Origin of the sequence: Pseudomonas sp. A6, assembly GCF_052367875.1 — a bacterium.
Classification (GTDB): domain Bacteria; phylum Pseudomonadota; class Gammaproteobacteria; order Pseudomonadales; family Pseudomonadaceae; genus Pseudomonas; species Pseudomonas citronellolis.
This window is the reverse complement of record NZ_CP198970.1, coordinates 1,088,384-1,113,496: the sequence shown is the minus strand read 5'-3', so window position 1 is coordinate 1,113,496 and position 25,113 is coordinate 1,088,384. Positions and strand designations below refer to the sequence as shown.

Annotated in this window: 25 protein-coding genes; 8 read left to right on the top strand and 17 right to left on the bottom strand. The window is 66.8% G+C overall.

Features of this window, described 5'->3' with window-relative positions; translation table 11 throughout:
* The first annotated feature begins 6 nt into the window (after positions 1 to 6).
* Positions 7 to 438, top strand: a complete 432-nt coding sequence (locus ACTWJ5_RS05075; protein ID WP_116422686.1) for a type IV pilin protein — start codon at positions 7 to 9, stop codon at positions 436 to 438.
* Between the two features lie 306 nt (positions 439 to 744).
* Here the strand turns inward: ACTWJ5_RS05075 and ispH are convergent, their stop codons facing one another.
* From ispH to murJ, 6 genes are all read right to left on the bottom strand, one after another.
* Positions 745 to 1,689: a 4-hydroxy-3-methylbut-2-enyl diphosphate reductase gene (gene ispH / locus ACTWJ5_RS05070; RefSeq protein WP_069861986.1), complete on the bottom strand. Its 945-nt coding sequence runs from the start codon at positions 1,687 to 1,689 to the stop codon at positions 745 to 747.
* Between the two features lie 81 nt (positions 1,690 to 1,770).
* On the bottom strand, positions 1,771 to 2,223 hold the full coding sequence (gene fkpB, locus ACTWJ5_RS05065) for an FKBP-type peptidyl-prolyl cis-trans isomerase (protein WP_009617560.1): 453 nt from the start codon (positions 2,221 to 2,223) through the stop codon (positions 1,771 to 1,773).
* The gene (gene lspA, locus ACTWJ5_RS05060; RefSeq protein WP_043318028.1) at positions 2,216 to 2,719 is read right to left on the bottom strand and encodes a signal peptidase II; all 504 of its coding nucleotides are present in this window, start codon (positions 2,717 to 2,719) and stop codon (positions 2,216 to 2,218) included. Before lspA ends, fkpB begins: the two co-directional genes overlap by 8 nt.
* Positions 2,712 to 5,546, bottom strand: coding sequence for an isoleucine--tRNA ligase (ileS, locus tag ACTWJ5_RS05055; RefSeq protein ID WP_444437611.1), 2,835 nt, complete (start codon positions 5,544 to 5,546; stop codon positions 2,712 to 2,714). The genes lspA and ileS overlap by 8 nt, the downstream gene beginning before the upstream one ends.
* 23 nt (positions 5,547 to 5,569) lie before the next feature.
* Positions 5,570 to 6,508, bottom strand: coding sequence for a bifunctional riboflavin kinase/FAD synthetase (gene ribF, locus ACTWJ5_RS05050; protein WP_009617557.1), 939 nt, complete (start codon positions 6,506 to 6,508; stop codon positions 5,570 to 5,572).
* A 106-nt stretch (positions 6,509 to 6,614) separates the two neighbouring features.
* Positions 6,615 to 8,153 (bottom strand): murein biosynthesis integral membrane protein MurJ, encoded by a 1,539-nt coding sequence (gene murJ / locus ACTWJ5_RS05045; protein WP_116422689.1) that lies wholly within the window; start codon positions 8,151 to 8,153, stop codon positions 6,615 to 6,617.
* A gap of 242 nt (positions 8,154 to 8,395) precedes the next feature.
* On the opposite strand from murJ, the gene rpsT reads away from it, so the two are divergent.
* A complete protein-coding gene (gene rpsT / locus ACTWJ5_RS05040) occupies positions 8,396 to 8,665 on the top strand; it encodes a 30S ribosomal protein S20 (RefSeq protein WP_009617555.1) in 270 nt (89 codons plus the stop codon).
* 304 nt (positions 8,666 to 8,969) lie between these two features.
* Here the strand turns inward: rpsT and ACTWJ5_RS05035 are convergent, their stop codons facing one another.
* From ACTWJ5_RS05035 to rplU, 5 genes are all read right to left on the bottom strand, one after another.
* Positions 8,970 to 9,431 (bottom strand): CreA family protein, encoded by a 462-nt coding sequence (locus tag ACTWJ5_RS05035; RefSeq protein ID WP_074977443.1) that lies wholly within the window; start codon positions 9,429 to 9,431, stop codon positions 8,970 to 8,972.
* Positions 9,432 to 9,442: 11 nt separating this feature from the next.
* Positions 9,443 to 10,561, bottom strand: a complete 1,119-nt coding sequence (proB, locus tag ACTWJ5_RS05030) for a glutamate 5-kinase (protein WP_009617553.1) — start codon at positions 10,559 to 10,561, stop codon at positions 9,443 to 9,445.
* A 62-nt stretch (positions 10,562 to 10,623) separates the two neighbouring features.
* A complete protein-coding gene (cgtA, locus tag ACTWJ5_RS05025; protein ID WP_074977441.1) occupies positions 10,624 to 11,844 on the bottom strand; it encodes an Obg family GTPase CgtA in 1,221 nt (406 codons plus the stop codon).
* A 156-nt stretch (positions 11,845 to 12,000) separates the two neighbouring features.
* Positions 12,001 to 12,258: a 50S ribosomal protein L27 gene (gene rpmA / locus ACTWJ5_RS05020; protein ID WP_009617551.1), complete on the bottom strand. Its 258-nt coding sequence runs from the start codon at positions 12,256 to 12,258 to the stop codon at positions 12,001 to 12,003.
* A gap of 24 nt (positions 12,259 to 12,282) precedes the next feature.
* Positions 12,283 to 12,594: a 50S ribosomal protein L21 gene (gene rplU / locus ACTWJ5_RS05015; RefSeq protein WP_009617549.1), complete on the bottom strand. Its 312-nt coding sequence runs from the start codon at positions 12,592 to 12,594 to the stop codon at positions 12,283 to 12,285.
* 240 nt (positions 12,595 to 12,834) lie between these two features.
* Between rplU and ACTWJ5_RS05010 the strand changes: the two genes are divergently transcribed.
* Positions 12,835 to 13,803, top strand: coding sequence for a polyprenyl synthetase family protein (locus ACTWJ5_RS05010; RefSeq protein WP_444437606.1), 969 nt, complete (start codon positions 12,835 to 12,837; stop codon positions 13,801 to 13,803).
* A 176-nt stretch (positions 13,804 to 13,979) separates the two neighbouring features.
* The gene (locus ACTWJ5_RS05005) at positions 13,980 to 14,204 is read left to right on the top strand and encodes a PA4570 family protein (RefSeq protein WP_009617547.1); all 225 of its coding nucleotides are present in this window, start codon (positions 13,980 to 13,982) and stop codon (positions 14,202 to 14,204) included.
* Between the two features lie 457 nt (positions 14,205 to 14,661).
* On the opposite strand, the gene ACTWJ5_RS05000 is transcribed toward ACTWJ5_RS05005, so the two are convergent.
* The 6 genes from ACTWJ5_RS05000 to ACTWJ5_RS04975 all read right to left on the bottom strand — a co-directional run bounded on the left by ACTWJ5_RS05000 (position 14,662) and on the right by ACTWJ5_RS04975 (position 19,869).
* Positions 14,662 to 15,279 (bottom strand): FKBP-type peptidyl-prolyl cis-trans isomerase, encoded by a 618-nt coding sequence (locus ACTWJ5_RS05000; RefSeq protein WP_009617545.1) that lies wholly within the window; start codon positions 15,277 to 15,279, stop codon positions 14,662 to 14,664.
* 69 nt (positions 15,280 to 15,348) lie between these two features.
* Entirely contained in the window at positions 15,349 to 15,648 is a 300-nt protein-coding gene (locus ACTWJ5_RS04995) for a DUF6482 family protein (RefSeq protein ID WP_009617543.1), read from the bottom strand.
* Between the two features lie 124 nt (positions 15,649 to 15,772).
* On the bottom strand, positions 15,773 to 16,267 hold the full coding sequence (locus ACTWJ5_RS04990) for a TIGR00645 family protein (protein ID WP_043273630.1): 495 nt from the start codon (positions 16,265 to 16,267) through the stop codon (positions 15,773 to 15,775).
* Between the two features lie 168 nt (positions 16,268 to 16,435).
* A complete protein-coding gene (locus tag ACTWJ5_RS04985) occupies positions 16,436 to 16,777 on the bottom strand; it encodes a PA4575 family protein (protein WP_009617539.1) in 342 nt (113 codons plus the stop codon).
* Positions 16,778 to 16,956: 179 nt separating this feature from the next.
* Complete coding sequence (locus ACTWJ5_RS04980) at positions 16,957 to 19,440, bottom strand: Lon protease family protein (RefSeq protein ID WP_249917828.1); 2,484 nt, start codon at positions 19,438 to 19,440, stop codon at positions 16,957 to 16,959.
* A 99-nt stretch (positions 19,441 to 19,539) separates the two neighbouring features.
* On the bottom strand, positions 19,540 to 19,869 hold the full coding sequence (locus tag ACTWJ5_RS04975; protein WP_043273629.1) for a TraR/DksA family transcriptional regulator: 330 nt from the start codon (positions 19,867 to 19,869) through the stop codon (positions 19,540 to 19,542).
* Positions 19,870 to 20,100: 231 nt separating this feature from the next.
* Here ACTWJ5_RS04975 and ACTWJ5_RS04970 point away from each other — a divergent pair, with 231 nt between their 5' ends.
* The 4 genes from ACTWJ5_RS04970 (at position 20,101) to ACTWJ5_RS04955 (ending at position 24,930) form a co-directional block, all read left to right on the top strand.
* Positions 20,101 to 20,589 (top strand): DUF3015 domain-containing protein, encoded by a 489-nt coding sequence (locus tag ACTWJ5_RS04970; RefSeq protein WP_009617533.1) that lies wholly within the window; start codon positions 20,101 to 20,103, stop codon positions 20,587 to 20,589.
* A 57-nt stretch (positions 20,590 to 20,646) separates the two neighbouring features.
* Positions 20,647 to 22,512, top strand: a complete 1,866-nt coding sequence (locus ACTWJ5_RS04965) for an Lnb N-terminal periplasmic domain-containing protein (protein ID WP_276213963.1) — start codon at positions 20,647 to 20,649, stop codon at positions 22,510 to 22,512.
* A gap of 46 nt (positions 22,513 to 22,558) precedes the next feature.
* Positions 22,559 to 23,779 (top strand): RtcB family protein, encoded by a 1,221-nt coding sequence (locus tag ACTWJ5_RS04960; RefSeq protein ID WP_444437602.1) that lies wholly within the window; start codon positions 22,559 to 22,561, stop codon positions 23,777 to 23,779.
* A 128-nt stretch (positions 23,780 to 23,907) separates the two neighbouring features.
* Positions 23,908 to 24,930, top strand: a complete 1,023-nt coding sequence (locus tag ACTWJ5_RS04955; protein ID WP_249917831.1) for a cytochrome-c peroxidase — start codon at positions 23,908 to 23,910, stop codon at positions 24,928 to 24,930.
* The last annotated feature ends 183 nt before the right edge of the window (positions 24,931 to 25,113 follow it).

The following is a 25,113-nucleotide window of genomic DNA, read 5'->3' as shown; positions in this document are numbered from 1 at the left end:
CAGTACATGAAGAAGACAGCGGGTTTCACCCTGATCGAGATGATGATCGTGGTGGCCATCATCGGCATCCTGGCGGCCATCGCCTATCCCAGCTACCAGGAATACGTCCTGCGCGGCAACCGCAGCGAAGGGCAGGCTCTGCTCAACGACGCGGCCGCGCGTCAGGAGCGCTACTTCGCCCAGAACAATGCCTATGTCACCGCCCAGGCCAACATCGCCAGGCTGGGCATGCGCAATACCAGCGGCACGACCGTGACCTCGGATACCGGCAAGTACGCGCTGACCATCAGCAACCCCAACGGCAGCGGTGGCTACCAACTGACCGCGACCCCGCAGGGCGCGCAGACGAAGGACACCAAATGCGGCAACCTGACGCTCAATGCCATGGGCACCCGCGGCGTCAGCGGCAGCACCAGTGTGAACGACTGCTGGAAGTGAAGCGCTTGCGACAGGTTCGCGAGCAAGCTCTCGCGCCTACAGAGCAGGAGTTGGAGAGTTGCCGTCGTAGGATGGGTTGAGCGAAGCGATACCCATCACCACGGCAGCATGGGTTTCGCAGGCTCAACCCATCCTACGAAGAGCGCCTGGGCGCAGTCGGCAGGCAGGGATACGACGTAGGAGCGGATTTATCCGCGATTCCGCCGGCAAAGGCCGGCGTTCGGTCGAATATGGCGATGGGGTATCGCTTCGCTCCACCCATCCTACGCCGTGCTTCCCGGGGTGTGAGGGAAGACAGGAACGGGTTTAAACCGCCTTGACCCGCAGTTCCTTGGGCATCGAAAACGTAATGTTCTCCTCCCGCCCATCCAGCTCCACCTCGGGCTCCGCGCCCCATTTGCGCAGTTGCTCGATCACACCGCGCACCAGCACTTCCGGGGCGGAGGCGCCGGCGGTGATGCCGATGCGCTGCTTGCCTTCGAACCATTCGCGCTTGAGGTCCTCGGCGCCGTCGATCAGGTAGCCGGGGGTGCCCATGCGTTCAGCGAGTTCGCGCAGGCGGTTGGAGTTGGAGCTGTTCGGGCTGCCCACCACCAGCACCAGGTCGCACTGGTCGGCCAGTTCCTTGACCGCGTCCTGGCGGTTCTGGGTGGCGTAGCAGATGTCGTTCTTGCGCGGGCCCTTGATGTGCGGGAATTTCGCGCGCAGGGCGTCGATCACCTTGGAGGTGTCGTCCATCGACAGGGTGGTCTGGGTGACGAAGTGCAGGGCCTCGGGGTTGCGCACTTGCAGCGCGGCCACGTCTTCCTCGTCCTCGACCAAGTAGATGTCGCCGCCATTGTCGCGGTTGTACTGGCCCATGGTGCCTTCCACCTCGGGGTGGCCTTCGTGGCCGATGAGGATGCACTCCTGGCCGTCGCGGCTGTAGCGCACCACTTCCATGTGCACCTTGGTGACCAGCGGGCAGGTCGCGTCGAAGACCTTCAGGCCGCGGTTCTCGGCCTCCTTGCGCACGGCCTGGGAGACACCGTGGGCGCTGAAGATGACGATGGTGTCGTCCGGCACCTGGTCGAGCTCCTCGACGAACACCGCGCCGCGGTTGCGCAGGTTCTCCACCACGAACTTGTTGTGCACCACTTCATGGCGCACGTAGATCGGCGGGCCGAACACGTCCAGGGCGCGGTTGACGATTTCGATCGCCCGGTCGACGCCGGCACAGAAGCCGCGGGGGTTGGCGAGTTTGATTTGCATGGTCGGTCTGTCTCGGCGCGCAGAGGGGATGGCGCGATGGCTATCGCTTCGCGATACCCATCCTACGCCTGCGAAGGGCCCTCAGAGCGCCCTTACGTCGATGATTTCCACTTCGAAGGTCAGGCTCTTGCCGGCCAGCGGGTGGTTGAAATCGATGGTCACCTGCTGTTCGTCGAAGGCCTTGACCACGCCGGGCAGCTCGGTCTTGGCGGCGTCGTTGAAGATCACCAGCAGGCCCTCGGCCAGCTCCATGTCCTGGAACTGGTCGCGCGGCATCACCTGTACGTTGGCCGGGTTCGGCTGGCCGAAGCCCTGCTCCGGCTCGATGTTCAGGGTGCGCTTGTCGCCGGCCTTGAGGCCGAACAGCGCCTGCTCGAAGCCCGGCAGCAGGTTGCCGTCGCCGACCTTGAAGGTGGCCGGCTGCTTGTCGAAGGTGCTGTCGACGACGTTGCCGTCTTCCAGCTTGAGGGCGAAGTGCAGGGTGACTTCGGTATCCGCTCCGATGCGCTGGATATCACTGCTGCTGTCAGCCATGGGCGGTCTCTCCGGATTTCTTCGTCTTGAACATGTCCAGCGCCAGCATGATGGCGCCAACGGTGATGGCGCTGTCGGCCAGGTTGAACGCCGGGAAGTACCAGCGGTTCTGCCAGTGCACCAGGATGAAGTCGATCACGTGGCCGAGCACGATGCGGTCGTACAGGTTGCCCAGCGCGCCGCCCAGCACCAGGGCCAGGGCGATGGCCAGCCAGGTGTCGCTGGGCTTCAGGCGCTTGAGCCAGATGACCAGCACCGCGCTGACCACGATGGCGATCAGGGCGAACAGCCAGCGCTGCCAGCCGGAGCTGTCGGCCAGGAAACTGAAGGCCGCGCCGGTGTTGTAGGCCAGGGTCCAACTGAACAGGTCGGGGATGACCACGATCTGCTGGTACAGGCTCAGCGTGCCCTCGAAGTAGGCCTTGCTGACCTGGTCGAGGACCAGGACCAGCACGGTTATCCACAACCAGCCAAGGCGGCCGAAGCGGTTAGGCATAGTGGCGAACCTCGCCGGCGCCTTCGATGTTCTCCACGCAACGGCCGCAGATTTCCGGGTGCGCGGCGTTACTGCCGACGTCCTCGCGGTGGTGCCAGCAACGGGCGCACTTGGCGTGGGCCGACTTCACTACCTTCAGCTTGAGGCCGGGCAGTTCGCTCTGCACGGCATCGGCCGGGGCATCGGCCAGGGGCGCGAGGGTGGCGGTGGAGGTGATCAGCACGAAACGCAGCTCGTTGCCCAGCTTGCCCAGGCTGCGGGCCAGGTCGTCCTCGGCGTAGAGGGTGACCTCGGCCTGCAGGTTGCCGCCGATGGCCTTGGCGGTGCGCTGGTTCTCCAGTTCCTTGTTGACCGCGGCCTTGGCGGCCATGACCTGTTCCCAATAGGCGCGGCCCAGCTCGGCGTCGGCCGGCAGTTCGGACAGGCCGTCGTACCAGGTGGTCAGCATGACCGACTCGGCGCGCTCGCCGGGCAGGAACTTCCACACTTCCTCGGCGGTGAAGGCGAGGATCGGCGCGACCCAGCGCACCAGCGCCTCGGCGATGTGGAACAGCGCGGTCTGGCAGGAACGGCGGGCGACGCTGTCGGCCTGGGTGGTGTACTGGCGGTCCTTGATGATGTCCAGGTAGAAGCCGCCCAGCTCCTGCACGCAGAAGTTGTGCACCTTGGAGTAGACGTTCCAGAAGCGGTAGTCGCGGTAGGCCTCTTCCAGTTCGCGCTGCAGCAGCAGGGCGCGGTCCACGGCCCAGCGGTCCAGGGCCAGCAACTGGTCGTTGGGCAGCAGGTCCTTGGCCGGGTCGAAACCGGTCAGGTTGGAGAGCAGGAAGCGCGTGGTGTTGCGGATGCGCCGGTAGGCATCGGCGCTGCGCTGCAGGATGGTCTGGGAGACCGCGATCTCGCCGGAATAGTCGGTGGAGGCCACCCACAGGCGCAGGATGTCGGCGCCCAGGGTGTCGATCACAGTCTGCGGCACCACGGTGTTGCCCAGGGACTTGGACATCTTGCGGCCGGACTCGTCCACGGTGAAGCCGTGGGTCAGCAGCTGGCGGTACGGCGCGTGGCCGTCGATGGCGCAGCCGGTCAGCAGCGAGGAGTGGAACCAGCCGCGGTGCTGGTCGGAGCCTTCCAGGTAGAGGTCGGCGGCCGGGCCGCTGGCGTGGCCGAGTTCGGCGTGGGAGCCGCGCAGCACGTGCCAGTGGGTGGTGCCGGAGTCGAACCAGACGTCCAGGGTGTCGTTGATCTTGTCGTACTGCGCGGCTTCGTCACCGAGCAGTTCGGCGGCGTCGAGCTTGAACCAGGCCTCGATGCCTTCCTTCTCCACGCGCTGGGCGACTGCTTCCATCAGCTCGACGGTGCGCGGGTGCAGCTCGCCGGTAGCCTTGTGCAGGAAGAACGGGATGGGCACGCCCCAGTTGCGCTGGCGCGAGATGCACCAGTCCGGACGGCCGGCGATCATGCCGTGCAGGCGCGCCTGGCCCCAGCTGGGCACGAATTCGGTCTGGGTGATGGCTTCCAGCGCGCGCTCGCGCAGGGTGGCGCCGCTTTGCGGCTGCTTGTCCATGCCGACGAACCACTGCGCGGTGGCGCGGTAGATCAGCGGCGTCTTGTGGCGCCAGCAGTGCATGTAGCTGTGGTTGATGCTGGCGTGCTTGAGCAGCGCGCCCACTTCCTCGAGCTTGGCGACGATGTTCGGGTTGGCCTTCCAGATGAACTGGCCGCCGAAGAACGGCAGGTCCTGAACATATACACCGTTGCTCTGCACCGGGCTGAGGATGTCGTCGTTGCTCATGCCGTACTGCTTGCAGGTACGGAAGTCGTCCTCGCCGTAGGCCGGCGCGGAGTGGACGATGCCGGTGCCGGCGTCCAGGGCCACGTACTCGGCCAGGTAGACCGGCGAGAAGCGCTCGTAGAACGGGTGGCGGAAGCGGATCAGGTCCAGCGCCTCGCCCTTGGCCGTGGCGATGACCTTGCCTTCCAGGCCGTAGCGCTGCAGGCAGGACTCGACCAGTTCCTCGGCCAGCACCAGCAGGCGCGCGCCGGTATCGACCAGGGCGTAGGTGAATTCGGGGTGGACGTTCAGCGCCTGGTTGGCCGGGATGGTCCAGGGGGTGGTGGTCCAGATGACGATGGCGGCGGGCTTGGCCAGGCTCGCCAGGCCGAAGGCGGCGGCCAGCTTGTCGGCGTCTTCCACCGGGAAGGCGACGTCGATGGCGTCGGACTTCTTGTCGGCGTACTCGACTTCCGCCTCGGCCAGGGCCGAGCCGCAGTCGAAGCACCAGTTCACCGGCTTCAGGCCCTTGAACACGAAGCCCTGCTTGACCATCTCGGCCAGGGCGCGGATCTCGCCGGCCTCGTTGGCGAAGTTCATGGTCTTGTAGGGGTTGTCCCACTCGCCGAGCACGCCCAGGCGGATGAAGTCGGCCTTCTGCCCCTCGATCTGCTCGCTGGCGTAGGCGCGGCACAGTTCGCGGGTCTTGTCCGCCGGCAGGTTCTTGCCGTGGGTGGTCTCGACCTTGTGCTCGATGGGCAGGCCATGGCAGTCCCAGCCCGGCACGTAGGGGGCGTCGTAGCCGGCCAGGGTGCGCGAGCGGACGATCAGGTCCTTGAGGATCTTGTTGACCGCATGACCGATGTGGATGCTGCCGTTGGCGTAGGGCGGGCCATCGTGCAGGATGAATTTCGGGCGACCTTCGCCGGCCTTCCGCAGCTTCTGGTACAGGCCGATGTCGTTCCAGAACTTCAGGGTTTCCGGCTCGCGCTGGGGCAGGCCGGCTTTCATCGGGAACTGGGTATCGGGAAGGTTCAGCGTGGCTTTGTAGTCGGTCATCTCAGGGCCTGTTCGGAATCTCTTCAATCAAGCGGTTGGCCCAGCCAGTAGGCCCGGGCGGCGGCTATGTCGGCGAGGATCGCCGCCTTCAGTGCCTCGAGGGAGGCGAAGCGCTGCTCATCTCGCAGCTTCTGGTGGAAGGTCACATCCAGGTGCAGGCCGTAGAGGTCGCCGGCGAAGTCCAGCAGATGCACTTCCAGGTGGGGCCGGCCATCACCGTTGACCGACGGCCGCGTGCCGATGTTGGCCACCCCGTTGACGCGCTGGCCGGCCACTTCCGTGCTGACCAGGTAGACGCCGTTCAGCGGCGCCTTGCGGCGCTTGAGCTGGATGTTGGCGGTGGGCGAACCCAGGGTGCGGCCGAGCTTCTGCCCGTGCAGCACCCGCCCGCTCAGGCGGAACGGCCGGCCCAGCAGGCGCTCGGCCTGGTGCAGGTCGCCGTCGGCGAGCACCTTGCGGATGCGCGAGCTGCTCACCCGCATGCCGTCGACTTCCACCGTGGTGGCGGCCTCGACGGTGAAACCCTGCTCGGCGCTGGCCCTGACCAGGAAGGCGAAGTCGCCGGAACGGTCGCAGCCGAAGCGGAAGTCGTCGCCCACTTCCAGGTGGCGCACCGCCAGGCCGTCCACCAGCACCTGGCGGACGAACTCGGCGGCCGACAGTTCGCGCAGGCGGCGGTTGAAGGTCAGGCACAGGACGAAATCGACACCCTGCTCGCGCAGCAGTTCGAGCTTCTCGCGCAGGCGCGTCAGGCGCACCGGCGCGGCATCCGGGGCGAAGTACTCGCGCGGCTGCGGCTCGAAGATCACCACGCAGCTGGGCACGCCCAGCTCCTGCGAGCGCTCGCGCAGACGCGCCAGGATCGCCTGGTGGCCAAGGTGGACGCCGTCGAAATTGCCGATGGTGGCAACGCAGCCCCCGGACAGGGGCCGCAGGTTGTGGAGGCCTCGAAGCAGCTGCATAGCGCGCGTATTGCTCAGAAAGTGGTCGATTATACCTGCACCCGCCGCCGCGCGACAGGCACAAAGCCGCCGTGCGTCACGGATGCACCCAAGTGCCGGCGCCGGGCTAGCTCACCGCCCGCCGCGAGAAGTCGCGCAGGCGGAAGCCCAGCAGCGCCAGCATACCGAAATAGGCCACCACGCCGGCCACCACCAGCACGCCCAGGCGCGCCAGGCGCAGCGGCATGCCGCCCAGGTCCCAGGCCGGCATGAAATGCATCAGGCCCAGCAGCACGGCGGACATCACCAGCACCGCCAGCACCAGCTTGCCGAGGAACTTCGCCCAGCCCGGCTGCGGCTCGAACAGGTCGTGCTTGCGCAACTGCCAGTACAGCAGGCCGGCGTTGAGGCAGGCCGCCAGGCTGATGGCCAGGGCCAGCCCCGCGTGCTTGAGCGGGCCGATGAACACCAGGTTCATCGCCTGGGTGGAAACCAGGGTGAAGAGCGCGATCTTCACCGGCGTGCGGATGTTCTGCCGGGCGTAGAAGCCCGGCGCCAGCACCTTGACCAGGATGATCCCGAGCAGGCCCACGGCGTAGGCGATGAGCGCGCGCTGGGTCATGAGCGCGTCGTTGGCGCTGAACTTGCCGTACTGGAACAGCGACACGGTCAGCGGCTCGGCGATCAGCGCCAGGGCCAGGGCGCAGGGCAGCACCAGCAGGAAGCACAGGCGCAGGCCCCAGTCCATCAGGCGCGAATACTCGTGGCGGTCGTCGCTGGCGTAGGTCTTGGCCAGGGACGGCAGCAGGATGGTGCCCAGGGCCACGCCCAGCACGCCGGAGGGCAGCTCCATCAGGCGGTCGGCGTAGTACATCCAGGACACGGAGCCTGCGGCCAGGAAGGAGGCGAAGATGGTGTTGATGATCAGCGAGATCTGGCTCACCGACACGCCGAGGATCGCCGGGCCCATCTGCTTGAGCACGCGCCACACGCCGGTGTCGCGCAGGTTCAGGCGCGGCAGCACCAGCATGCCGATCTTCTTCAGGTGCGGCAGCTGGTAGAGCAGCTGCGCCAGGCCGCCGGCCAGCACCGCCCAGCCCAGGGCCATCACCGGCGGGTCGAAGTACGGCGTGAGGAACAGCGAAAAGACGATCATGCTGACGTTCAGCAGGGTCGGCACGAAGGCCGGCACCGAGAAGCGGTTCCAGGTATTGAGGATGGCCCCGGCCAGCGAGGCCAGGGAAATCAGCAGGATGTAGGGGAAGGTCACGCGCAGCAGCGCTGTGGTCAGGTCGAACTTCTCCGGAGTGTCGGCGAAGCCCGGCGCGGTGATCCAGATCACCCAGGGCGCGGCGAGGATGCCCAGCACGGTGACCAGCGCCAGCACCAGGGTCAGCAGGCCGGAGATATAGGCGATGAAAGTGCGGGTGGCCTCCTCGCCCTGCTGCGTCTTGTATTCGGCGAGGATCGGCACGAAGGCCTGGGAGAAGGCGCCCTCGGCGAAGATGCGGCGCAGCAGGTTGGGCAGCTTGAAGGCGACGAAGAAGGCGTCGGTGGCCATGCCGGCGCCGAACATGCGCGCTACTATGGTGTCCCGGACGAAGCCGAGCACCCGCGAGATCATGGTCATGGAGCTGACCGCGGCCAGCGATTTGAGTAGATTCATTGCATCCGGGACTTGTCAGCGCAGGGTGGCCCTGCCCGCGGGCGGCCGGATCGCCCGGCGGCCAGTAAAGGGCGTCGAGTGTATGGCCGCCGGTCGAATAAATCACCCACCCAGTCCGCGAATCCCCGGCCATGCCGCTCGTCGGCGGCCGCTCATACCCTTGACAAGGCACGGACTCGACGGCATCATTCGCGGCCTTAATTTATTCGCTACATCCCAAGTTTTTCTCGAGGAGCTCGACGGTGGCCAACACACCTTCCGCCAAAAAACGCGCCAAACAGGCTGAGAAGCGTCGCAGCCACAACGCCAGCCTGCGTTCCATGGTCCGCACCTACATCAAGAACGTAGTCAAGGCAGTCGATGCCAAGGACCTGCCCAAGGCCCAGGCCGCTCTGGTTGCCGCCGTACCGGTCATCGACCGCATGGCTGACAAAGGCATCATCCACAAGAACAAGGCCGCCCGCCACAAGAGCCGCCTGAACGCCCACGTGAAGGCCCTGGCCACCGCGTAAGCGTTCCGTTCTTGAAAAACCGGCCCTGGTGGCCGGTTTTTTATTGCCCGCTAAAAGCCCAACCCCGGCCCCGGACCTGTAGGAGCGAGCTTGCTCGCGAACGGTGCTTCCCGGTGGCGTAGGTGCTGGAGTTAAGAGCGCCCTCTCCCCAACCCTCTCCCTGGAGAGGGGGCTGTTCGGAGTGGGTGAGGAGTTTGGAGTCATCCTGAAACGCCTAACCATCCCCCGTCATTCCCGCGAACGCGGGAATCCAGTGACGGGCGGATTCGCGAGCAAGCTCGCTCCTACGAAAAGCAAAAGGCTTTTATTTCGTCGGCCAGGGCATGATCGGGATGGCGGTCACCGCGTTCTGCGGGCTGCCTTCGATGATGCGGTCGCTGTAGACGAGGTAGACCAGCGCGTTGCGCTTCTTGTCGAAGAAGCGCACCACCTGCATGGACTTGAACACCAGCGAGGTGCGCTGCTTGAACACTTCCTCGCCGTCCTTGAGCTCGCCGGCGAAGCGGATCGGCCCGACCTGGCGGCAGGCGATGGACGCCTCGGCGCGATCCTCGGCCAGGCCCAGGCCGCCCTTGACGCCGCCGGTCTTGGCCCGCGACAGGTAGCAGGTCACCCCTTCCACCTTGGGATCGTCGAAGGCCTCGACCACGATCTTGTCGTTCGGCCCCACCCACTTGAACACCGTGGAGACCTCACCGATCTCCTCCGCGCCGGCCAGCGCCGGCAGCATCAGCAGACCGGCGCACACGCCCTTCCATAGCTTCATGGCTCGCTCCTTCAGACCAGCACAAGGTTGTCGCGGTGCACCAGCTCCGGGCCGTCGACGTAGCCCAGCAGACCTTCGATGGCATCGGTCGGCTGGCCGATGATCTTCTGCGCCTCCAGGGCGCTGTAGTTGGCCAGGCCGCGGGCGATCTCGCGACCCTGCGGGTCCACGCAGACCACCATCTCGCCGCGACGGAAGCTGCCCTGGACCTGCTTCACGCCCACCGGCAGCAGGCTCTTGTGGTCCTCGGCGATAGCCTTGACCGCACCGGCGTCCAGCACCAGGGTGCCGCGCATCTGCAGGTGGCCGGCCAGCCACTGCTTGCGCGCGGCCTTGCGGCTCTGCTCAGGGGTCAGCAGGGTGCCCAGGCGCTCGCCGGAGCGCAGGCGGTCGAGCACGCGCTCGATGCGCCCGCCGACGATCACCGTGTGCGCGCCGGAACGCGCCGCCAGGCGCGCCGCGCGCAGCTTGGTCTGCATGCCGCCGCGGCCGAGGGCGCCGGCGCTGCCGCCAGCCACCAGGTCGAGCTGGGCGTCGTCAGCGCGGGCTTCGTAGATCAGCTGGGCTTCGGGGTTGTTGCGCGGGTCGGCGTCGAACATGCCGTCGCGATCGGTGAGGATCACCAGCAGGTCGGCTTCCACCAGGTTGGCCACCAGGGCCGCCAGGGTGTCGTTGTCGCCGAAGCGGATTTCGTCGGTGACCACGGTGTCGTTCTCGTTGATCACCGGGATCACGCCGAGGTCGACCAGGGTGCGCAGGGTGTTGCGGGCGTTCAGGTAGCGCTTGCGGTCGGACAGGTCGTCATGGGTCAGCAGCACCTGGGCGGTCTGCAGGCCATGCTGGCCGAAGCTGGACTCCCAGGCCTGCACCAGGCCCATCTGGCCGACGGCCGCCGCGGCCTGCAGCTCGTGCATGTCGCTCGGGCGGGAGACCCAGCCCAGGCGGCTCATGCCCGCCGCCACGGCGCCGGAGGACACCAGCACCAGCTCGACGCCCGCGCAGTGCAGCGCGACCATCTGCTCGACCCACACCGCCATGGCGTCGCGATCCAGCCCGCGGCCATCGGCCGTGAGCAGGGCGCTGCCGATCTTCACCACCCAGCGCCGCGCGCCGGTCACTTTCTCACGCATACATCAACCTTACGAAGTCAGGTTTCACCAGGTTGCTTCGGGACCGGCGCACGCGGCGCCGGTCAGGGCACGTAGAAGATTTCCGGCCCGTCGCCGTCGTCCTCGTCGTCGAAATCATCGTCGTCGTCGAGGTCGTCGGCATTCTTCAGGCCGGCACGGCGCAGCGCGCGCACGTCATCCAGGGCCTGCAGACGGGAACGCGCCTCGTCTTCGATGCGCTGGTCGAGTTCGGCCAGGGCCTCGCCGTAGGCCGGGTCTTCCTCGATGCGCAGGCTACGCTCGTCGAGGTACTTCATGATGTCCTGGCTGAGCGCCTCGGTGCCTTCGCGCTCCAGGGCGGAGATCACGTAGACCGGACCTTCCCAGCCCAGGCGCTCGACCACCTGCTGCTTGCGCCGCTCCTGCTCCTCGGGCTCGAGGATCTGGTCCATCTTGTTCAGCACCAGCCAACGGTCACGCTCGGTGAGCGCCGGGCTGAACTTGGCCAGCTCGTTGACGATGGTCTCGGCGGCATCGGCCGGGTCGCTCTCGTCCAGCGGCGCCATGTCGACGATGTGCAGCAGCAGGCGGGTACGCGCCAGGTGCTTGAGGAAGCGGATGCCCAGGCCGGCGCCTTCGGCGGCGCCCTCGATCAGGCCGGGGATGTCGGCGACCACGAAGCTCTTGAAGCGCCCGACGCTGACCACGCCCAGGTTCGGCACCAGGGTGGTGAAGGGGTAGTCGGCGACTTTCGGCTTGGCCGCGGACACGGCGCGGATGAAGGTGCTCTTGCCGGCGTTTGGCAGGCCCAGCAGGCCGACGTCGGCCAGGACCTTCAGTTCCAGCTTGAGGTCGCGGGCCTCGCCGGGCTTGCCCGGGGTGGTCTGCCGCGGCGCGCGGTTGGTGCTGGACTTGAAGCGGGTGTTGCCCAGGCCATGCCAGCCGCCCTGGGCGACCATCAGGCGCTGGCCGGGCTCGGTCAGGTCACCGATGACTTCATGGGTGCTAGCATCGATCACGGTGGTGCCCACCGGCACCGGCAGAACCAGGTCGTCGCCCTTGGCGCCGGTGCAGTCCTTGCTGCCGCCATTCTGCCCGCGCTGGGCGTCGAAACGGCGGGTGTAGCGGTAATCCACCAGGGTGTTCAGGCTCTCGTCGGCCTCGAGGAACACCGAGCCGCCGTCGCCACCGTCACCGCCGTTGGGGCCGCCCTTCTCGATGAACTTCTCGCGGCGAAAGCTCATGAGGCCATTGCCGCCGTCACCGGCTTTCACGTGGATGGATACTTCGTCGACGAATTTCATGGGAACGCCTCCCGCCAGCGTGGCGGGTTGAATAAGAAAAGGAGCATAGGATACAGCCAAGCCCGCGCAAACGCAGGAGCCCGGGATCCGTTGCCGGGAAACGCCAGAAACAAAAAAGCCCCGTCGCGAGACAGGGCTTTTTCAGTGAAGGCTCGCTTAGGCAGCGACGACGCTTACGTAGCGACGGCCGAAGGCGCCTTTCACTTCGAACTTGATCACGCCGTCGATTTTCGCGAACAGGGTGTGATCCTTGCCCATGCCAACGCCGTAGCCGGCGTGGAACTGGGTGCCGCGCTGACGCACGATGATGTTGCCTGCTTTGACAGCCTGGCTACCGAACAGCTTCACGCCAAGGCGTTTACTTTCGGAATCGCGGCCGTTGCGGGTACTACCGCCAGCTTTCTTGTGTGCCATGAGTCATATCCTCCAAAAAAGGAATTAGGCCTGGATGCCGGTGATCTTGATTTCAGTGAACCACTGGCGGTGGCCCTGACGCTTCATGTGGTGCTTGCGGCGGCGGAACTTGATGATGCGCACCTTGTCGTGACGACCGTGGGAAACCACTTCAGCGGTCACTTTCGCGCCTTCTACCACCGGCAGGCCGATCTTGACGTCATCGCCATTGGCGACCAGCAGAACGCGATCCAGGTTGATCGCTTCGCCGGTGGCGACGTCGAGTTTCTCGACCTTGAGGAATTCGCCTTCGGCGACTTTGTATTGCTTGCCGCCGGTAACAATAACTGCGTACATCTGGATGTCTCCGTTAGACCTGCTCACCCGACGCTTTATAGGAAGAGGTATCGGTCGGCATGGCTGCATGGGGCCGGAAGAGCGCCCGTGCAATTGCGTAAGGCAGGGTATGCCAGGGAAGTTCGGGGCCGCGATTGTACGCAAAGCCCTACGCGGACACAAGCCTTGCGGCGCTTTCCTTGACAGCCCCCACCCCGGCACCTAGCATGCCGCGCATTCTTCGAGGAGCGCCTTCGTAATATGCAACCCCAGGCTTTCTATCGGGTGGTGGCGGACGACTTCACCGCCGTCGACGGCATCATCCGTCGCCAGCTCAGCTCCCGCGTTCCCCTGGTCGAGAAGATCGGCGACTATATCATCTCCGCCGGCGGCAAGCGTCTTCGCCCGCTGCTGGTGCTGCTCAGCGGCAAGGCCCTGGGCTACTCCGGGGACGACCTGCGCCTGCTGGCCGCCACCATCGAATTCCTGCATACCTCCACCCTGCTGCACGACGACGTGGTCGACGCCTCCGGTCTGCGCCGCGGCCGCGCCACCGCCAATGCGCAATGGGGCAACGCGCCCAGCGTGCTGGTCGGCGACTTCCTCTATGCCCGCTCCTTCGAAATGATGGTCGAACTCGGCTCCATGCCGGTGATGCGCATCATCTCCCAGGCCACCCGGGTGATCGCCGAGGGCGAGGTGCTGCAGCTGACCAAGGTGCGCGACGCCAGCACCACCGAAGAAACCTACATGGAAGTCATCCGCGGCAAGACCGCGATGCTCTTCGAGGCCTCCACCCACAGCGCCGCCGCCATCGCCGGCGCCACCGCGGAACAGGCCGAGGCCCTGCGCCAGTTCGGCGACGCCCTGGGCATCGCCTTCCAGCTGGTGGACGACCTGCTGGACTACCGCGGCGACGCCAGCACCCTGGGCAAGAACGTCGGCGACGACCTCGCCGAGGGCAAGCCCACCCTGCCGCTGATCGCCACCATGCGCGACGGCACCCCGGAGCAGGCGCAGTTGGTGCGCAAGGCCATCCAGCAGGGCGGCAGCCAGGACCTGGAAGGCATCCGCGCCGCCGTGGAAGCCGCCGGCGCCCTGGACTACACCGCGAAGCTGGCGCGCGAATACGCCGCCCGCGCCATCGACTGCCTCAAGGCGCTGCCGGACAACGGGTACCGCGCCGCGCTGATCGAGCTGAGCGAGTTCGCCGTCGCCCGCACCCACTGATCCGCACACGATCCGACGAACGCCCGCCCGGCCCTGCCGCGCGGGCGTTCTGCGTTATGCGCGGTTGATCCAGGCCATGGCATTGGTCGGTTGGTGGAAAAAAATTCTGCATAGGGGCTTGCCATCGAGATAATAAGAATTATTCTCATTAACTCGGCTACCAAGGAGATGCAGAGATGACCTACATGATCGATGCCTGGCTGGACCGCCCCCATCCCTATCTGCGCATCCTCAATCGCGATACCGGGGAAGTCTGCGCCCTGCTGCAGGAAGACGCCCTGGACGAGCTGCGCGAACAGGGCGGCCTGGACCTGCACGAACTGGGCACCAGCGAGCCGCAGGTGCTCAAGGAGCTGGTGCGCAACCTGTTCCTGTTCTGCTACGCCCGCGCGCTGCGTTGAACGCCGCGGCTGTTCGCGGGAGCGACGGGGCTTTCGTAGGAGCGGACCTTGTCCGCGATAGCCGGACGATCCGGCGCGATTCGCGGATGAGATCCGCTCCTACGCTGCCCCACCCACGCCATTCCCCTGTAGGAGCGCGCCCTGCGCGCGAATCGCGGGCAGGGCCCGCTCCTACAGTTCCGGGCGATGGCGGGATGAGCGCCGGCACTGCCGACGGAATCGCGGATAAATCCACTCCTGCATCTCATCTGGCAAACATAACGACCCGTAGGGCCGTTCGCGAGCAAGCTCGCTCCTACGAAGAGCAAGAGCGGGAGCGGGATGTACAGGTTTTTTGCGATGGCGCAGGACGCGCCATCCGTGCGGTCGCCGCCCGGGAGGCGGCTGCACAGCGGGGGCAACGTGGAGCCCCCTGCACGCCGCGGCGGCCAGGGACGGCCGCCGCGGGCTGCATCCATCAGAGGATGTCGAGCAGCTCGACGTCGAACACCAGGGTGCTGTGCGGCGGGATGCTGCCCACCGCCTGGCCGCCATAGGCCAGCTCGGCCGGCACGTGCAGGCGCCACTTGCTGCCGGTGTTCATCAGTTGCAGGGCCTCGACCCAGCCGGCGATCACGCCGCCCACCGGGAACTCAGCCGGCTGGCCGCGCTGGTAGGAGCTGTCGAACACGCTGCCGTCGATCAGGGTGCCATGGTAGTGGGTGCGCACGGTGTCGTCGCGGGACGGCTTGGCGCCCTCGCCGGCGACCAGCACTTCGTATTGCAGGCCGGACGGCAGCACGGTGACGCCCTCGCGCTTGGCGTTCTCCACCAGGTAGGCCTTGCCTTCGGCGGCGGCCGCATCGGCCTTGGCCTGGGCTTCGGCCTGCATGCGCTGGCGGATCACCTGGAAGCTGGCGGACAGCTGCTCGGCGGGCACCCGGCTATCGGCACCGGCGAAGGCGTCGGAGAGGCCGGCCAGCACCGCGTCCAGGCTCATGCCCGGGACCGGGTTGGCACGCAACTGGTCGCCCAGCTGGCGGCCGACGCCGTAGCTGACGCGGGCTTCGTCGGTGGAAAGGTTGAGTTCGCTCATGGCGGGGCTCCGCTGGGTGAAAAAGGGCGGCCAGCCTAGCACAGTCGGCCGCCCCACCCCACCGCGACCTCAATGCAGCGGCATGGGCACGCCCTCGTCGTTCTGCGCGCTGCCGCTCTGCGAGCCGCACATCTCGTCCTGCACCGCGGCATGCACCAGTTGGAACGGAATCGGTGGCAACGCCGTCAGCAGTTGGCGGGCGTGCTCCAGCGAACGCACCCCGAGCACGTGCCCCTTGGCGTCCTGGATCGGGAAGAAACGCTGGCCCACGCGCGCCTCCAGCACGTAGATGCCGCCCTCCAGGGATACCAGGTTGAGTTCGTCGATATCCCCGGCGAGGGAACGGTTGGTCAGCTCTTGCAGGTTCATCGCGCACCTCCAGGGTAGGCTCCAACGCAGCCAGTCTGGTACAGCGCGCCGGCCGCGCCCAGCGCAAACGACGCCGCCCGTCAGTTGCGGCTGACGGGCGGTGCGCTGGAGGCGGGAAAAGCGATCAGTGGTCGTGGCGCGTGGCCTTGTCCAGGTAGCCCATGGCGAACGCGGAGAGGACGAAGGTGAGGTGGATGATCACGTACCACATCAGCTTGTTGTCCGGGACGTTCTTGGCGTCCATGAAGATGCGCAGCAGGTGGATCGAGGAGATCGCCACGATGGAAGCGGCCACCTTGTTCTTCAGCGAACTGGCGTCCATCTTGCCGAGCCAACTGAGCTTTTCCTTGCCTTCGGAAATGTCCAGCTGCGAGACGAAGTTCTCGTAGCCGGAGAACATCACCATCACCAGCAGGCCGCCGACCAGGGCCATGTCGATCAGCGACAGCAGCACCAGGATCAGGTCGGCCTCGGCGATCGAGAAGATGTCCGGGAGGATGTGGAAGATTTCCTGGAAGAACTTGATGGTCAGCGCCAGCAATGCCAGCGACAGGCCTATATAGACCGGCGCCAGCAGCCAGCGGGCGGCGTACATGCTGTTTTCGATGAAACGTTCCATGGCCTTCGCAAGGGGAGTTCAGAAATGGCGCAGGATTATAGCTGAAGGCCCGCGACGAGTTATCCAGTTATTCTGTGGATAAATATGTGCAGGAACGCGGGAAGAAACGCGCAAGCCCCCGCCCGCCGGGGGTCGCCGGCTGTCGCTCAGAGACTGCGCAATGCGCCTTCAGGACTCGGGGTGAGACTGGTAGTCCCCGAAATTGCGCACGCGCTCACCGTTGATGCGTCGCAGTTCGGCCTGCAGGTGCAGCTGCCAGATGGGCAGGTCGTCGGCGGGCACGTAGCCCTGCTGGGCCAGGCAGTCGGCGATGGCGTCGAGCACGCCTTCTGCCACGAAAGGCCCGTAGAACGGGCCCTGGGCCTTGATGGCGGTGGGCTGGGCCCCCGCCATGCCCGCGGCGCAGAGCAGTGTCCAGAGTCCATTCTCTCCGGCCAGCGGCCTGATCACGCACTCGATGCGCGTGGTCAGCCCCAGACAGGGGCGGATAAGGCAGAGGTTACGCGGCATGGCGGCACCCTCGCGGTTGTCCTATTTTCGAGCCTACACCCGGGGTTGACCTCGGAAAAGCCCGTTTTATCCACCATAGCTGTGGATATCGTTGTGGACACCACGGGGGCAACGGCGCCCGACGAGCGCCGTTGCTGGGGACCCCGCCGCTGGTCAAGGACTGGCCAGCGGCAGCGGGCTCAGTCGCTGTCCTTCTTCTTGCGCGCCCGCTCCTTCTCCACCTGGGGCGCCTTGGCGGCCTTGGCAGCGGCCGGCGCGGCTTCCTTGGCGAGCTTTTCCTTGTCCTCCTCGTCCATGCCCATGGCGTCGATCTCCTTGAGACGCTCGACCACCCGCGCGTTGACGCTGCCGGCCGGGAACTGGCCCTTGGCGTCCGGCGCACCGGCCGGCTCGCCGACCAGCAGGCCCAGCGCCTCGTCGACGTGGCGCACCGCGTAGACGTTGAACAGGCCGTTGCGCACCGCCTGCAGCACGCGCTCGTCGAGCATCAGGGTGCTGACGTTGGAACGCGGGATGATCACCCCCTGCTCGCCGGTCAGGCCGCGGGCCTCGCAGAGGCGGAAGAAGCCTTCGATCTTCTCGTTGACGCCGCCCACCGCCTGCACTTCGCCGAACTGGTTGATCGAGCCGGTGATGGCGAAGCACTGCCGCAGCGGCGTGCGCGACAGCGCCGAGATCAGCGTGCAGACCTCGCCGAGCGAGGCGCTGTCGCCGTCGACGTAGCCGTAGGACTGCTCCAGGGCGATGCTCGCGGAGATTTCCAGCGGGAACTCCTGGGCGTAGCGGCTGCCCAGGTAGCCGGTGAGGATCATCACGCCCTTGGAGTGGATCGGCTGGCCGAGGCTGACCTCTCGCTCGATGTCGACGATGCCGCTGCCGCCGGGGTAGACGGTGGCGGAGATGCGCGCCGGCACGCCGAACACCGAGTCGCCCACCTCCAGCACGGTGAGGCCGTTGCACTTGCCCACGGCGGCGCCTTCGGTGTCGATCAGCACGATGCCGGCCAGCATGTCGTCGAGAATTCGTGCCGAGACGCGGCCGGTGCGGGTTTCCTTGGCCTTGAGGGCGCGCTCGATGTGGCCCAGGTCGGTGACCGGCTCGTTGGCCAACTGGCGGATGAAGTCCGCCTCGCTGACCAGTTGGAACAGGTCGCCGATGCGCGCCGACAGCCGCCCCTGGTGCTCGGCCAGGCGCGCGCTGTAGGTGGCCAGGCGCGCCACCGCGGTGGCGCTCAGCGGCGCCATGCCCTCTTCCGAGGTGCGCGTCTTGAGCAACTGGGCGAACTGTTCGAGGCTGTCCTCGGCCAGCGGGATGTCCTCGTCGAAGTCGACCAGCACGCGGAACATCTCCTGGAAGTCCGGGTCCAGGTCCTGCAGGGTGTAGTAGATCTGCCGCGAGCCGATGATGATGACCTTCAGGTGCAGCGGGATCACCTGCGGCGTCAGGCTCATGGCGGCCAGGCGGCCGAGTTCGGCCAGCGGCGATTCCATCTTCAGCTGGCGCGACTGCAGGGCGCGCTTGAGCGCGTCCCAGACGAAGGGCTCGCCCAGCAGCTTCTCCGCCTCCAGCACCAGGAAGCCGCCATTGGCGCGGTGCAGCGCGCCCGGGCGCAGCTGCCGGTAGCTGGTGTAGAGGGCGCCCTGGTCGGAGGCGTACTCGATGCGGCCGAACAGGTTGTCGTAGGTCGGGTGCGACTCGAACACCACCGGCGCGCCGCTGGTGGTGTGGTGGCCGATCACCTGGTTGGGCGCGTACAGCTCCTGCAGCATCAGCTTGCGCTGGGCATCGCTACGCTCGGTGTCCACCAGTTGGTCGACCACGGTCTTCAGCAGGTTCAGCTGCATGGCCTGCAGGTAGGTGCAGACGCCGGTGTTGTTGTTGTACTTCTCCACCAGCGGCGCCAGCAGCGGCTGCAGCGCGAGGGTGATGGTCTCTTCGTTGAGCTGGCGCAGCTGGTTGCTGGACTCGCGCTTCCACTGCGGCAGGCTGGCCAGTTCCTCGTTGAGCTGTTCCTCGAGGTCGGCGATATCGGCGTGAAAACGCTCGCGCTCGGCCTCCGGCAGTTGGGCGAACTCGGCCTCGTCGAGGGCCTTGCCGTCCTTCATCGGGGTGAAGGCGATGTTCGCGCTGTCGCGGTACAGCGCCACGTCCTTCTCCAGGGCCAGGCGCTCGACGGTGTCCAGGGCCTTGTCGTAGCGCTGGTTGAAGGCGCGGTCGATGGCGCTCTTCTTCTGCTGGTAGGCCGGGTTCTCGAACACCGAGGGGAAGGTCGACAGCAGGTTGTCGATCAGTTGGTCGATGTCCGTGCCGAAGTCGGCGGCGCTGCCCGGCGGCAGTTCGATGGCGCGCGGCTCGCGGCCCTCCTCGAAGTGGTTGACGTAGACCCAGTCGGCCGGCGTCGGCAGGCGCTTGGCCTCGGCCTTCAGATAGCGCTGCACGAAGGAGAAACGCCCGGTCCCCGGCTCGCCCATGACGAACACGTTGTAGCCCGGCCGCGGCATCGCCACACCGAACTGCAGGGCCTCCACCGCGCGCTCCTGTCCTAGGACGCCGAGGAAGGGGTCCAGATCGTCGGTGGTGGCGAAGGCAAACTGCTCGGGCGAGAAGGGACGGGTCAGTTCATCGGGCGCCAGGCGCAGGCCGGCGGCAACGGATTGGGGCATCGGAAATCCTTGCATCGGGCGGCACGGGGCCGCGGAGAGTTGCCCGCATTCTCGCGCTGCCCGCGCGCCACTGGCAAGGCGCGCGCAAGCCCTGGCCGATCAGTGCTGCAGATCGGCGCAGCGCAGGCAGTATTCCGTGGCCGGCAGGGCGCGCAGGCGGCGGGGCTCGATGGCTTCGCCGCAGCGTACGCACTGTCCGTAGGTTCCGTCTGCCAGGCGCAGGCGGGCCAGGCCCACCAGACGCATGCCCGCCTCGGCTTCGGCCAGCAGGGCCCGCAGCACATCGTCGTTCTCCCGCTGCTGGGCCTGTTCGGCGAAGTCCGGCGAGTGGGTCCGCGCCAGGTCGCTGCGGATCGCGGCGGCACGCTGGGAATATTCGCTGGCCAGCGTATCCAGGGCAGAACGGGGGTCGAAATCATCTACGGCCATGACGCCTCTCCGACGGACAAGGAACTGTTTCAAGTGTGGCCGGTTCCAAGGGAATCGCCGCTGATACCGATCAATAGCCTGTTGCAAGGAGCATGACGCAGTTCGCCCCGTCGAGGGTTGGGGGACATCGCGCCTTGACACCCTCAGGATATTCCTACAAAGCTCTGCCTGGCGCTGTTTGCTGTCAGCGGCTACGTACAGCCATGCATTCGAACAAAGAGAGATACGCAGATGAAAAGGATTCTACTCGGTACCCTCCTCGCCACCGTTTCCATCGGCGCCTTCGCCGACGCCCCCGGCAGCGACGGCTGCGGCTGGGGCCAGATGCTCTTCAAGGGCCAGCGCGGCACCGCCACCCACGTGCTGGCGGCCACCACCAACGGCTCCTCGGGCAACAACACCTTCGGCATGACCACCGGCACCAACGGTTGCCACACCAATGGCGCGCTGACCTACGGCGGCAAGCCGATGATCGTGCTCAGCAGCATGATGGACGAGCTGTCCGAAGACATGGCCAAGGGTGACGGCGAAGCGCTGACCACCTACGCCGTGGTCCTGGGCGTGAAACCCGAAGACCGCGCGCACTTCGCCGAAGTGACCCACGAGCACTTCGCGCAGATCTTCAACAAGTCCGACGTCACCGCCGAGGACGTCTACGCCAACACCCAGGCCGTGCTGAAACAGGACACCCGCCTGGCCAAGTACGCCGAACAGGCCTGAGCCTGATGGCCCGCCCCACCGGGGCGGGCTCCCCTACCCCGACCCGCTAAGGTCCCCATGCCCAAACGCCTGTTGCCATGGCTGGCGCTGTGCGCCTGCGCATCCCTGCACGCGAGCCCCCAGTTTCCCGAATCCCGCCTCCAGGCCCTGGCCGCGCAGCCCTACTGGCTGGCCCTGGGGCACTACACGCCGAGCAAGCTGGGCGGCTGGCGCAGCTTCGTCGACGACGACAGGTTCTTCCTCGCCGAGGACGGCGACCGCTCGCCGGAGCATGAGCTCAAGGCCACCGTCGACGCCCTCTACGCCGCCCCCGGCCTCGGCGACAAGCATGCCCAGTGCGTCTACCCGGCGCGCACACGCTGGCTGAAGCAGCAATTGCAGTTGACCGGCCTGCCGCGGCCGGCGTGCAAGGAGTACGACACCTGGTACGGCGACATCAACCCGCACAGCGCCGTGCTGGTGTTCCCCGCCGCCTACCTGAACAGCCCCTCGTCGATGTTCGGCCACACCCTGCTGCGCATCGACCAGGCAGACGTCGACAGCAACAACACCGCCCTGCTCAGCTACGCGCTGAACTTCGGCGCCTACATCGAGGGCATGGACAACAGCATCCTCTACGCCTGGAAGGGCCTGATGGGCGGCTACCCCGGCCTGTTCGCCCTGGTGCCCTACCGCGAGAAGCTCTCCGAATACAGCCGCCTGGAGAACCGCGACCTCTGGGAGTACCGCCTGAACCTCACGCCCGAGGAGACCGGGCGCATGGTCGAGCACGTGTGGGAGCTCAAGCAGGTCCGCTTCAAGTACTTCTTCTTCGACGAGAACTGCTCCTTCCGCCTGCTCGAACTGCTGGAGATCGCCCGCCCTGGGGTGAAGCTGACCGACGAATTCCCGCTCTACGCCATCCCCACCGACACGGTGCGCGCGGTGAAGCAGGCCGGGATGATCGACAAGGTCGACTACCGCCCCTCGCGGGAGAAGGAACTGCTGGCCCGCGCCGAGCCGCTGGACGCCGGCGAGAAGCAGCTGGCCCGGCGCCTGGCCGACGACGACCGCCTGCTCGATTCCCCCGAATTCAAGGCCCTGCCCGCGCCGCGCCAGGCCCTGGTGCAGGACACCGCCTTCCGCCTGCTGCGCTACCGCGCCACCGGCAAGGAACGCGACGAGGCCGACGCCGCGCGCAGCTACCAACTGCTGCGCGCGATCAACCAGAACCCACCGCCGCCGGCCCAGGTGGAACGCCCGGGGCAGCCGGAGGAAGGCCACCAGTCGCTGACCTGGCAGCTCGGCGCCGGCAGCCGCGACGGCCAGGCCTTCGCCGACTACGGCCTGCGCATGGCCTACCACGACCTGCTGGACAACAGCTACGGCTTCCCCCAGGGCGCGCAGCTGGAACTGGGCGACCTGCGCCTGCGCCAGTACGAGGGCAACCGCTGGCAGCTGCAGCGCTTCGACGTGGTCAGCATCCGCTCCATGACGCCGCGCAACGCCCTGCTGCAGCCGCTGTCCTGGCAGGTCACCGGCGGCTGGGAGCGGGTGCCCGGCAAGCACAGCGACGACGACCACGACACCCTGGCCGGCCACGTCAACGGCGGCGCCGGCGGCAGCTGGAAGCTCGCCGACGACCTGCAGGCCTACGCCCTGGGCACCGCGCGCATCGAGAACAACCCCGACTTCGCCGCGACCATAGCGCCGGCAGTGGGCTTCGACACCGGCGTGCTCTGGCGCAACCCGCTGGGCAACCTGGCCCTGGAGGGCAAGGGCGACTACTTCCACAACGGCGAGGTGCGCCGCAGCCTGAGCCTCGGCCAGCAGGTGGAACTGGGCCGCAACCTGGGCCTGCGGCTGTCCGCCGAACGCCAGTTCAGCCACCAGGCCGGGCCGGTCAGCGAGGTCATGCTGGAGCTGCGCTGGTACCATTACTGAATCACCGGATTCAGCGCCCGCCGCGATGGCGGGCGGGTAGCGCGCCATGAAAACCCCAGCCCCCACCCTGCTCGAAGTCGCCGGCGGCAAGCCGATCAAGCTCTGGACCCAGGGCGTGCCCGTGGAAGACGAGGCGCGCCAGCAGTTGATGAACACCGCGCGCCTGCCGTTCATCTTCAGGCACCTGGCAGTGATGCCCGACGTGCACCTGGGCAAGGGCTCGACCATCGGCAGCGTGATCCCCACCGTCGGCGCCATCATCCCGGCCGCGGTCGGCGTGGACATTGGCTGCGGCATGATCGCCGCGCGCACCTCGCTGCTCGCCGCCGACCTGCCGGACAACCTGCACGGCCTGCGCAGCGCCATCGAAAAGGCGGTGCCCCACGGCAAGACCTTCGGCCGCCACGACCAGGGCGCCTGGAACGAGGTGCCGGCCCACGCCGACCAGGCCTGGAAGGGCCTGGCCCGGCGCTTCCGCGCCATCACCGACAAGTACCCGCGCCTGGAGAAGACCAACAACCGCAACCACCTGGGCACCCTGGGCACCGGCAACCACTTCATCGAGGTCTGCCTGGACGAGGCCGGGCGCGTCTGGTTCATGCTGCACAGCGGCTCGCGCGGGGTGGGCAACGCCATCGGCTGCCTGTTCATCGAACTGGCCCAGGCCGACATGCGCCAGCACCTGGCCAACCTGCCGGACAAGGACCTGGCCTACTTCGAGGAAGGCAGCCGGCACTTCGACGACTACGTGGAAGCGGTGGGCTGGGCCCAGGATTTCGCCCGGCAGAACCGCGAGCTGATGATGCAGGCGGTGATCGCCGCGGCGCGCAAGGTGATCCGCAAGCCCTTCGAGGCCAGCCTGGAGGCGGTGAACTGCCACCACAACTACGTGCAGCGCGAGCAGCATTTCGGCCGCGAGGTGCTGGTCACGCGCAAGGGCACGGTCTCGGCGCAGAAGGGCCAACTGGGCATCATTCCCGGCTCCATGGGGGCGAAGAGCTTCATCGTCCGCGGCCTGGGCAACGAAGAAGCGTTCTGCTCCTGCAGCCACGGCGCCGGGCGCAGCATGAGCCGCACCCAGGCGAAGAAGCGCTTCAGCGTCGAGGACCAGGTGCGCGCCACCGCCCACGTCGAGTGCCGCAAGGACAAGGACGTGATCGACGAGATCCCCATGGCCTACAAGGACATAGACGCAGTGATGGCCGCCCAGCGCGACCTGGTGGAAGTGGTGCACACCCTGCGCCAGGTGGTCTGCGTGAAGGGCTGAACGCCTGCGGCAAAGCCCCGCACCCCACCGCATGCCACGGGCTTGATCCCGGTCAAGTCGCCGCTTCGCCGGCTGGCCTCTCCTTGAATCAGAAAAGACCAATAGCCTGATAACGAGGAGAACACTCCATGCAGCCCCTGAAACTGGCCCTGGGCGGTTTATTGTTGGCCGCCAGCAGTACCGCCGCCCACGCCGACGCCTTGCGCGAGCAGGCCAACGCCATCTTCAAGCCCATCCCCGAGCAGACCACCGGGCTGGACGCGGCCCAGGTGGAGCTGGGTCGCCAGTTGTTCTTCGAGCCACGCCTGTCGGCCAGCCACGTGATCAGTTGCAACACCTGCCACAACATCGGCACCGGCGGCGCCGACAACGTGCCGGCCTCCAGCGGCCACGCCTGGCAGAAAGGGGCGCGCAACTCGCCGACGGTGTTCAACGCCGTGTTCAACGTGGCGCAGTTCTGGGACGGCCGCGCCAAGGACCTGGAGGAACAGGCCAAGGGCCCGGTGCAGAACCCGGTGGAGATGCACAACACGCCGAAGAACGTCGAGGCCACGCTCAAGAGCATGCCCGAGTACGTGACGGCCTTCGAAAAGGCCTTCCCCGGCGACAAGCAGGCGACGAGCTTCGACAACATGGCCCGCGCGCTGCAGGCCTTCGAATCGACGCTGATCACCCCCGACTCGCGCTTCGACCAGTACCTCAAGGGCGACGACAAGGCCCTGGACGCCAAGGAGAAGAAAGGGCTGCAGGCCTTCATGAGCGCCGGCTGCATCAGCTGCCACAACGGCGTGAACCTCGGCGGCCAGGCCTACTTCCCGTTCGGCCTGGTGAAGAAACCCGACGCCAGCATCCTGCCCAGCGGCGACAAGGGCCGCTTCGCGGTGACCAAGACGCAGAACGACGAATACGTGTTCCGCGCCGCGCCACTGCGCAACGTGGCCCTCACCGCGCCCTACTTCCACAGCGGGCAGGTGTGGGACCTGGAGGAAGCGGTGACGATCATGGGCACCGCGCAACTGGGCAAACAGCTGGATGCCGGCGAGGTGAGCGACATAGTCGCCTTCCTCAAGACCGTTACCGGCAAGCAGCCGCAGGTGGAATACCCGCTGCTGCCGCCGAGCACTGCCAGCACGCCGCGGCCGGTGGATTGACCAGGGGCCTCCCCCTGTAGGAGCAGGCCCTGCCTGCGATTCGCGCGCAGGGCGCGCTCCTACAGGGGAAAGGCGTAGGTGGCGCAGTGTAGGAGCGGATCTCATCCGCGAATCGCGCCGGAACCTTCGGCTATCGCGGACAAGGTCCGCTCCTACGGGTGGAATGCCGTGCTTCCCGGGAAC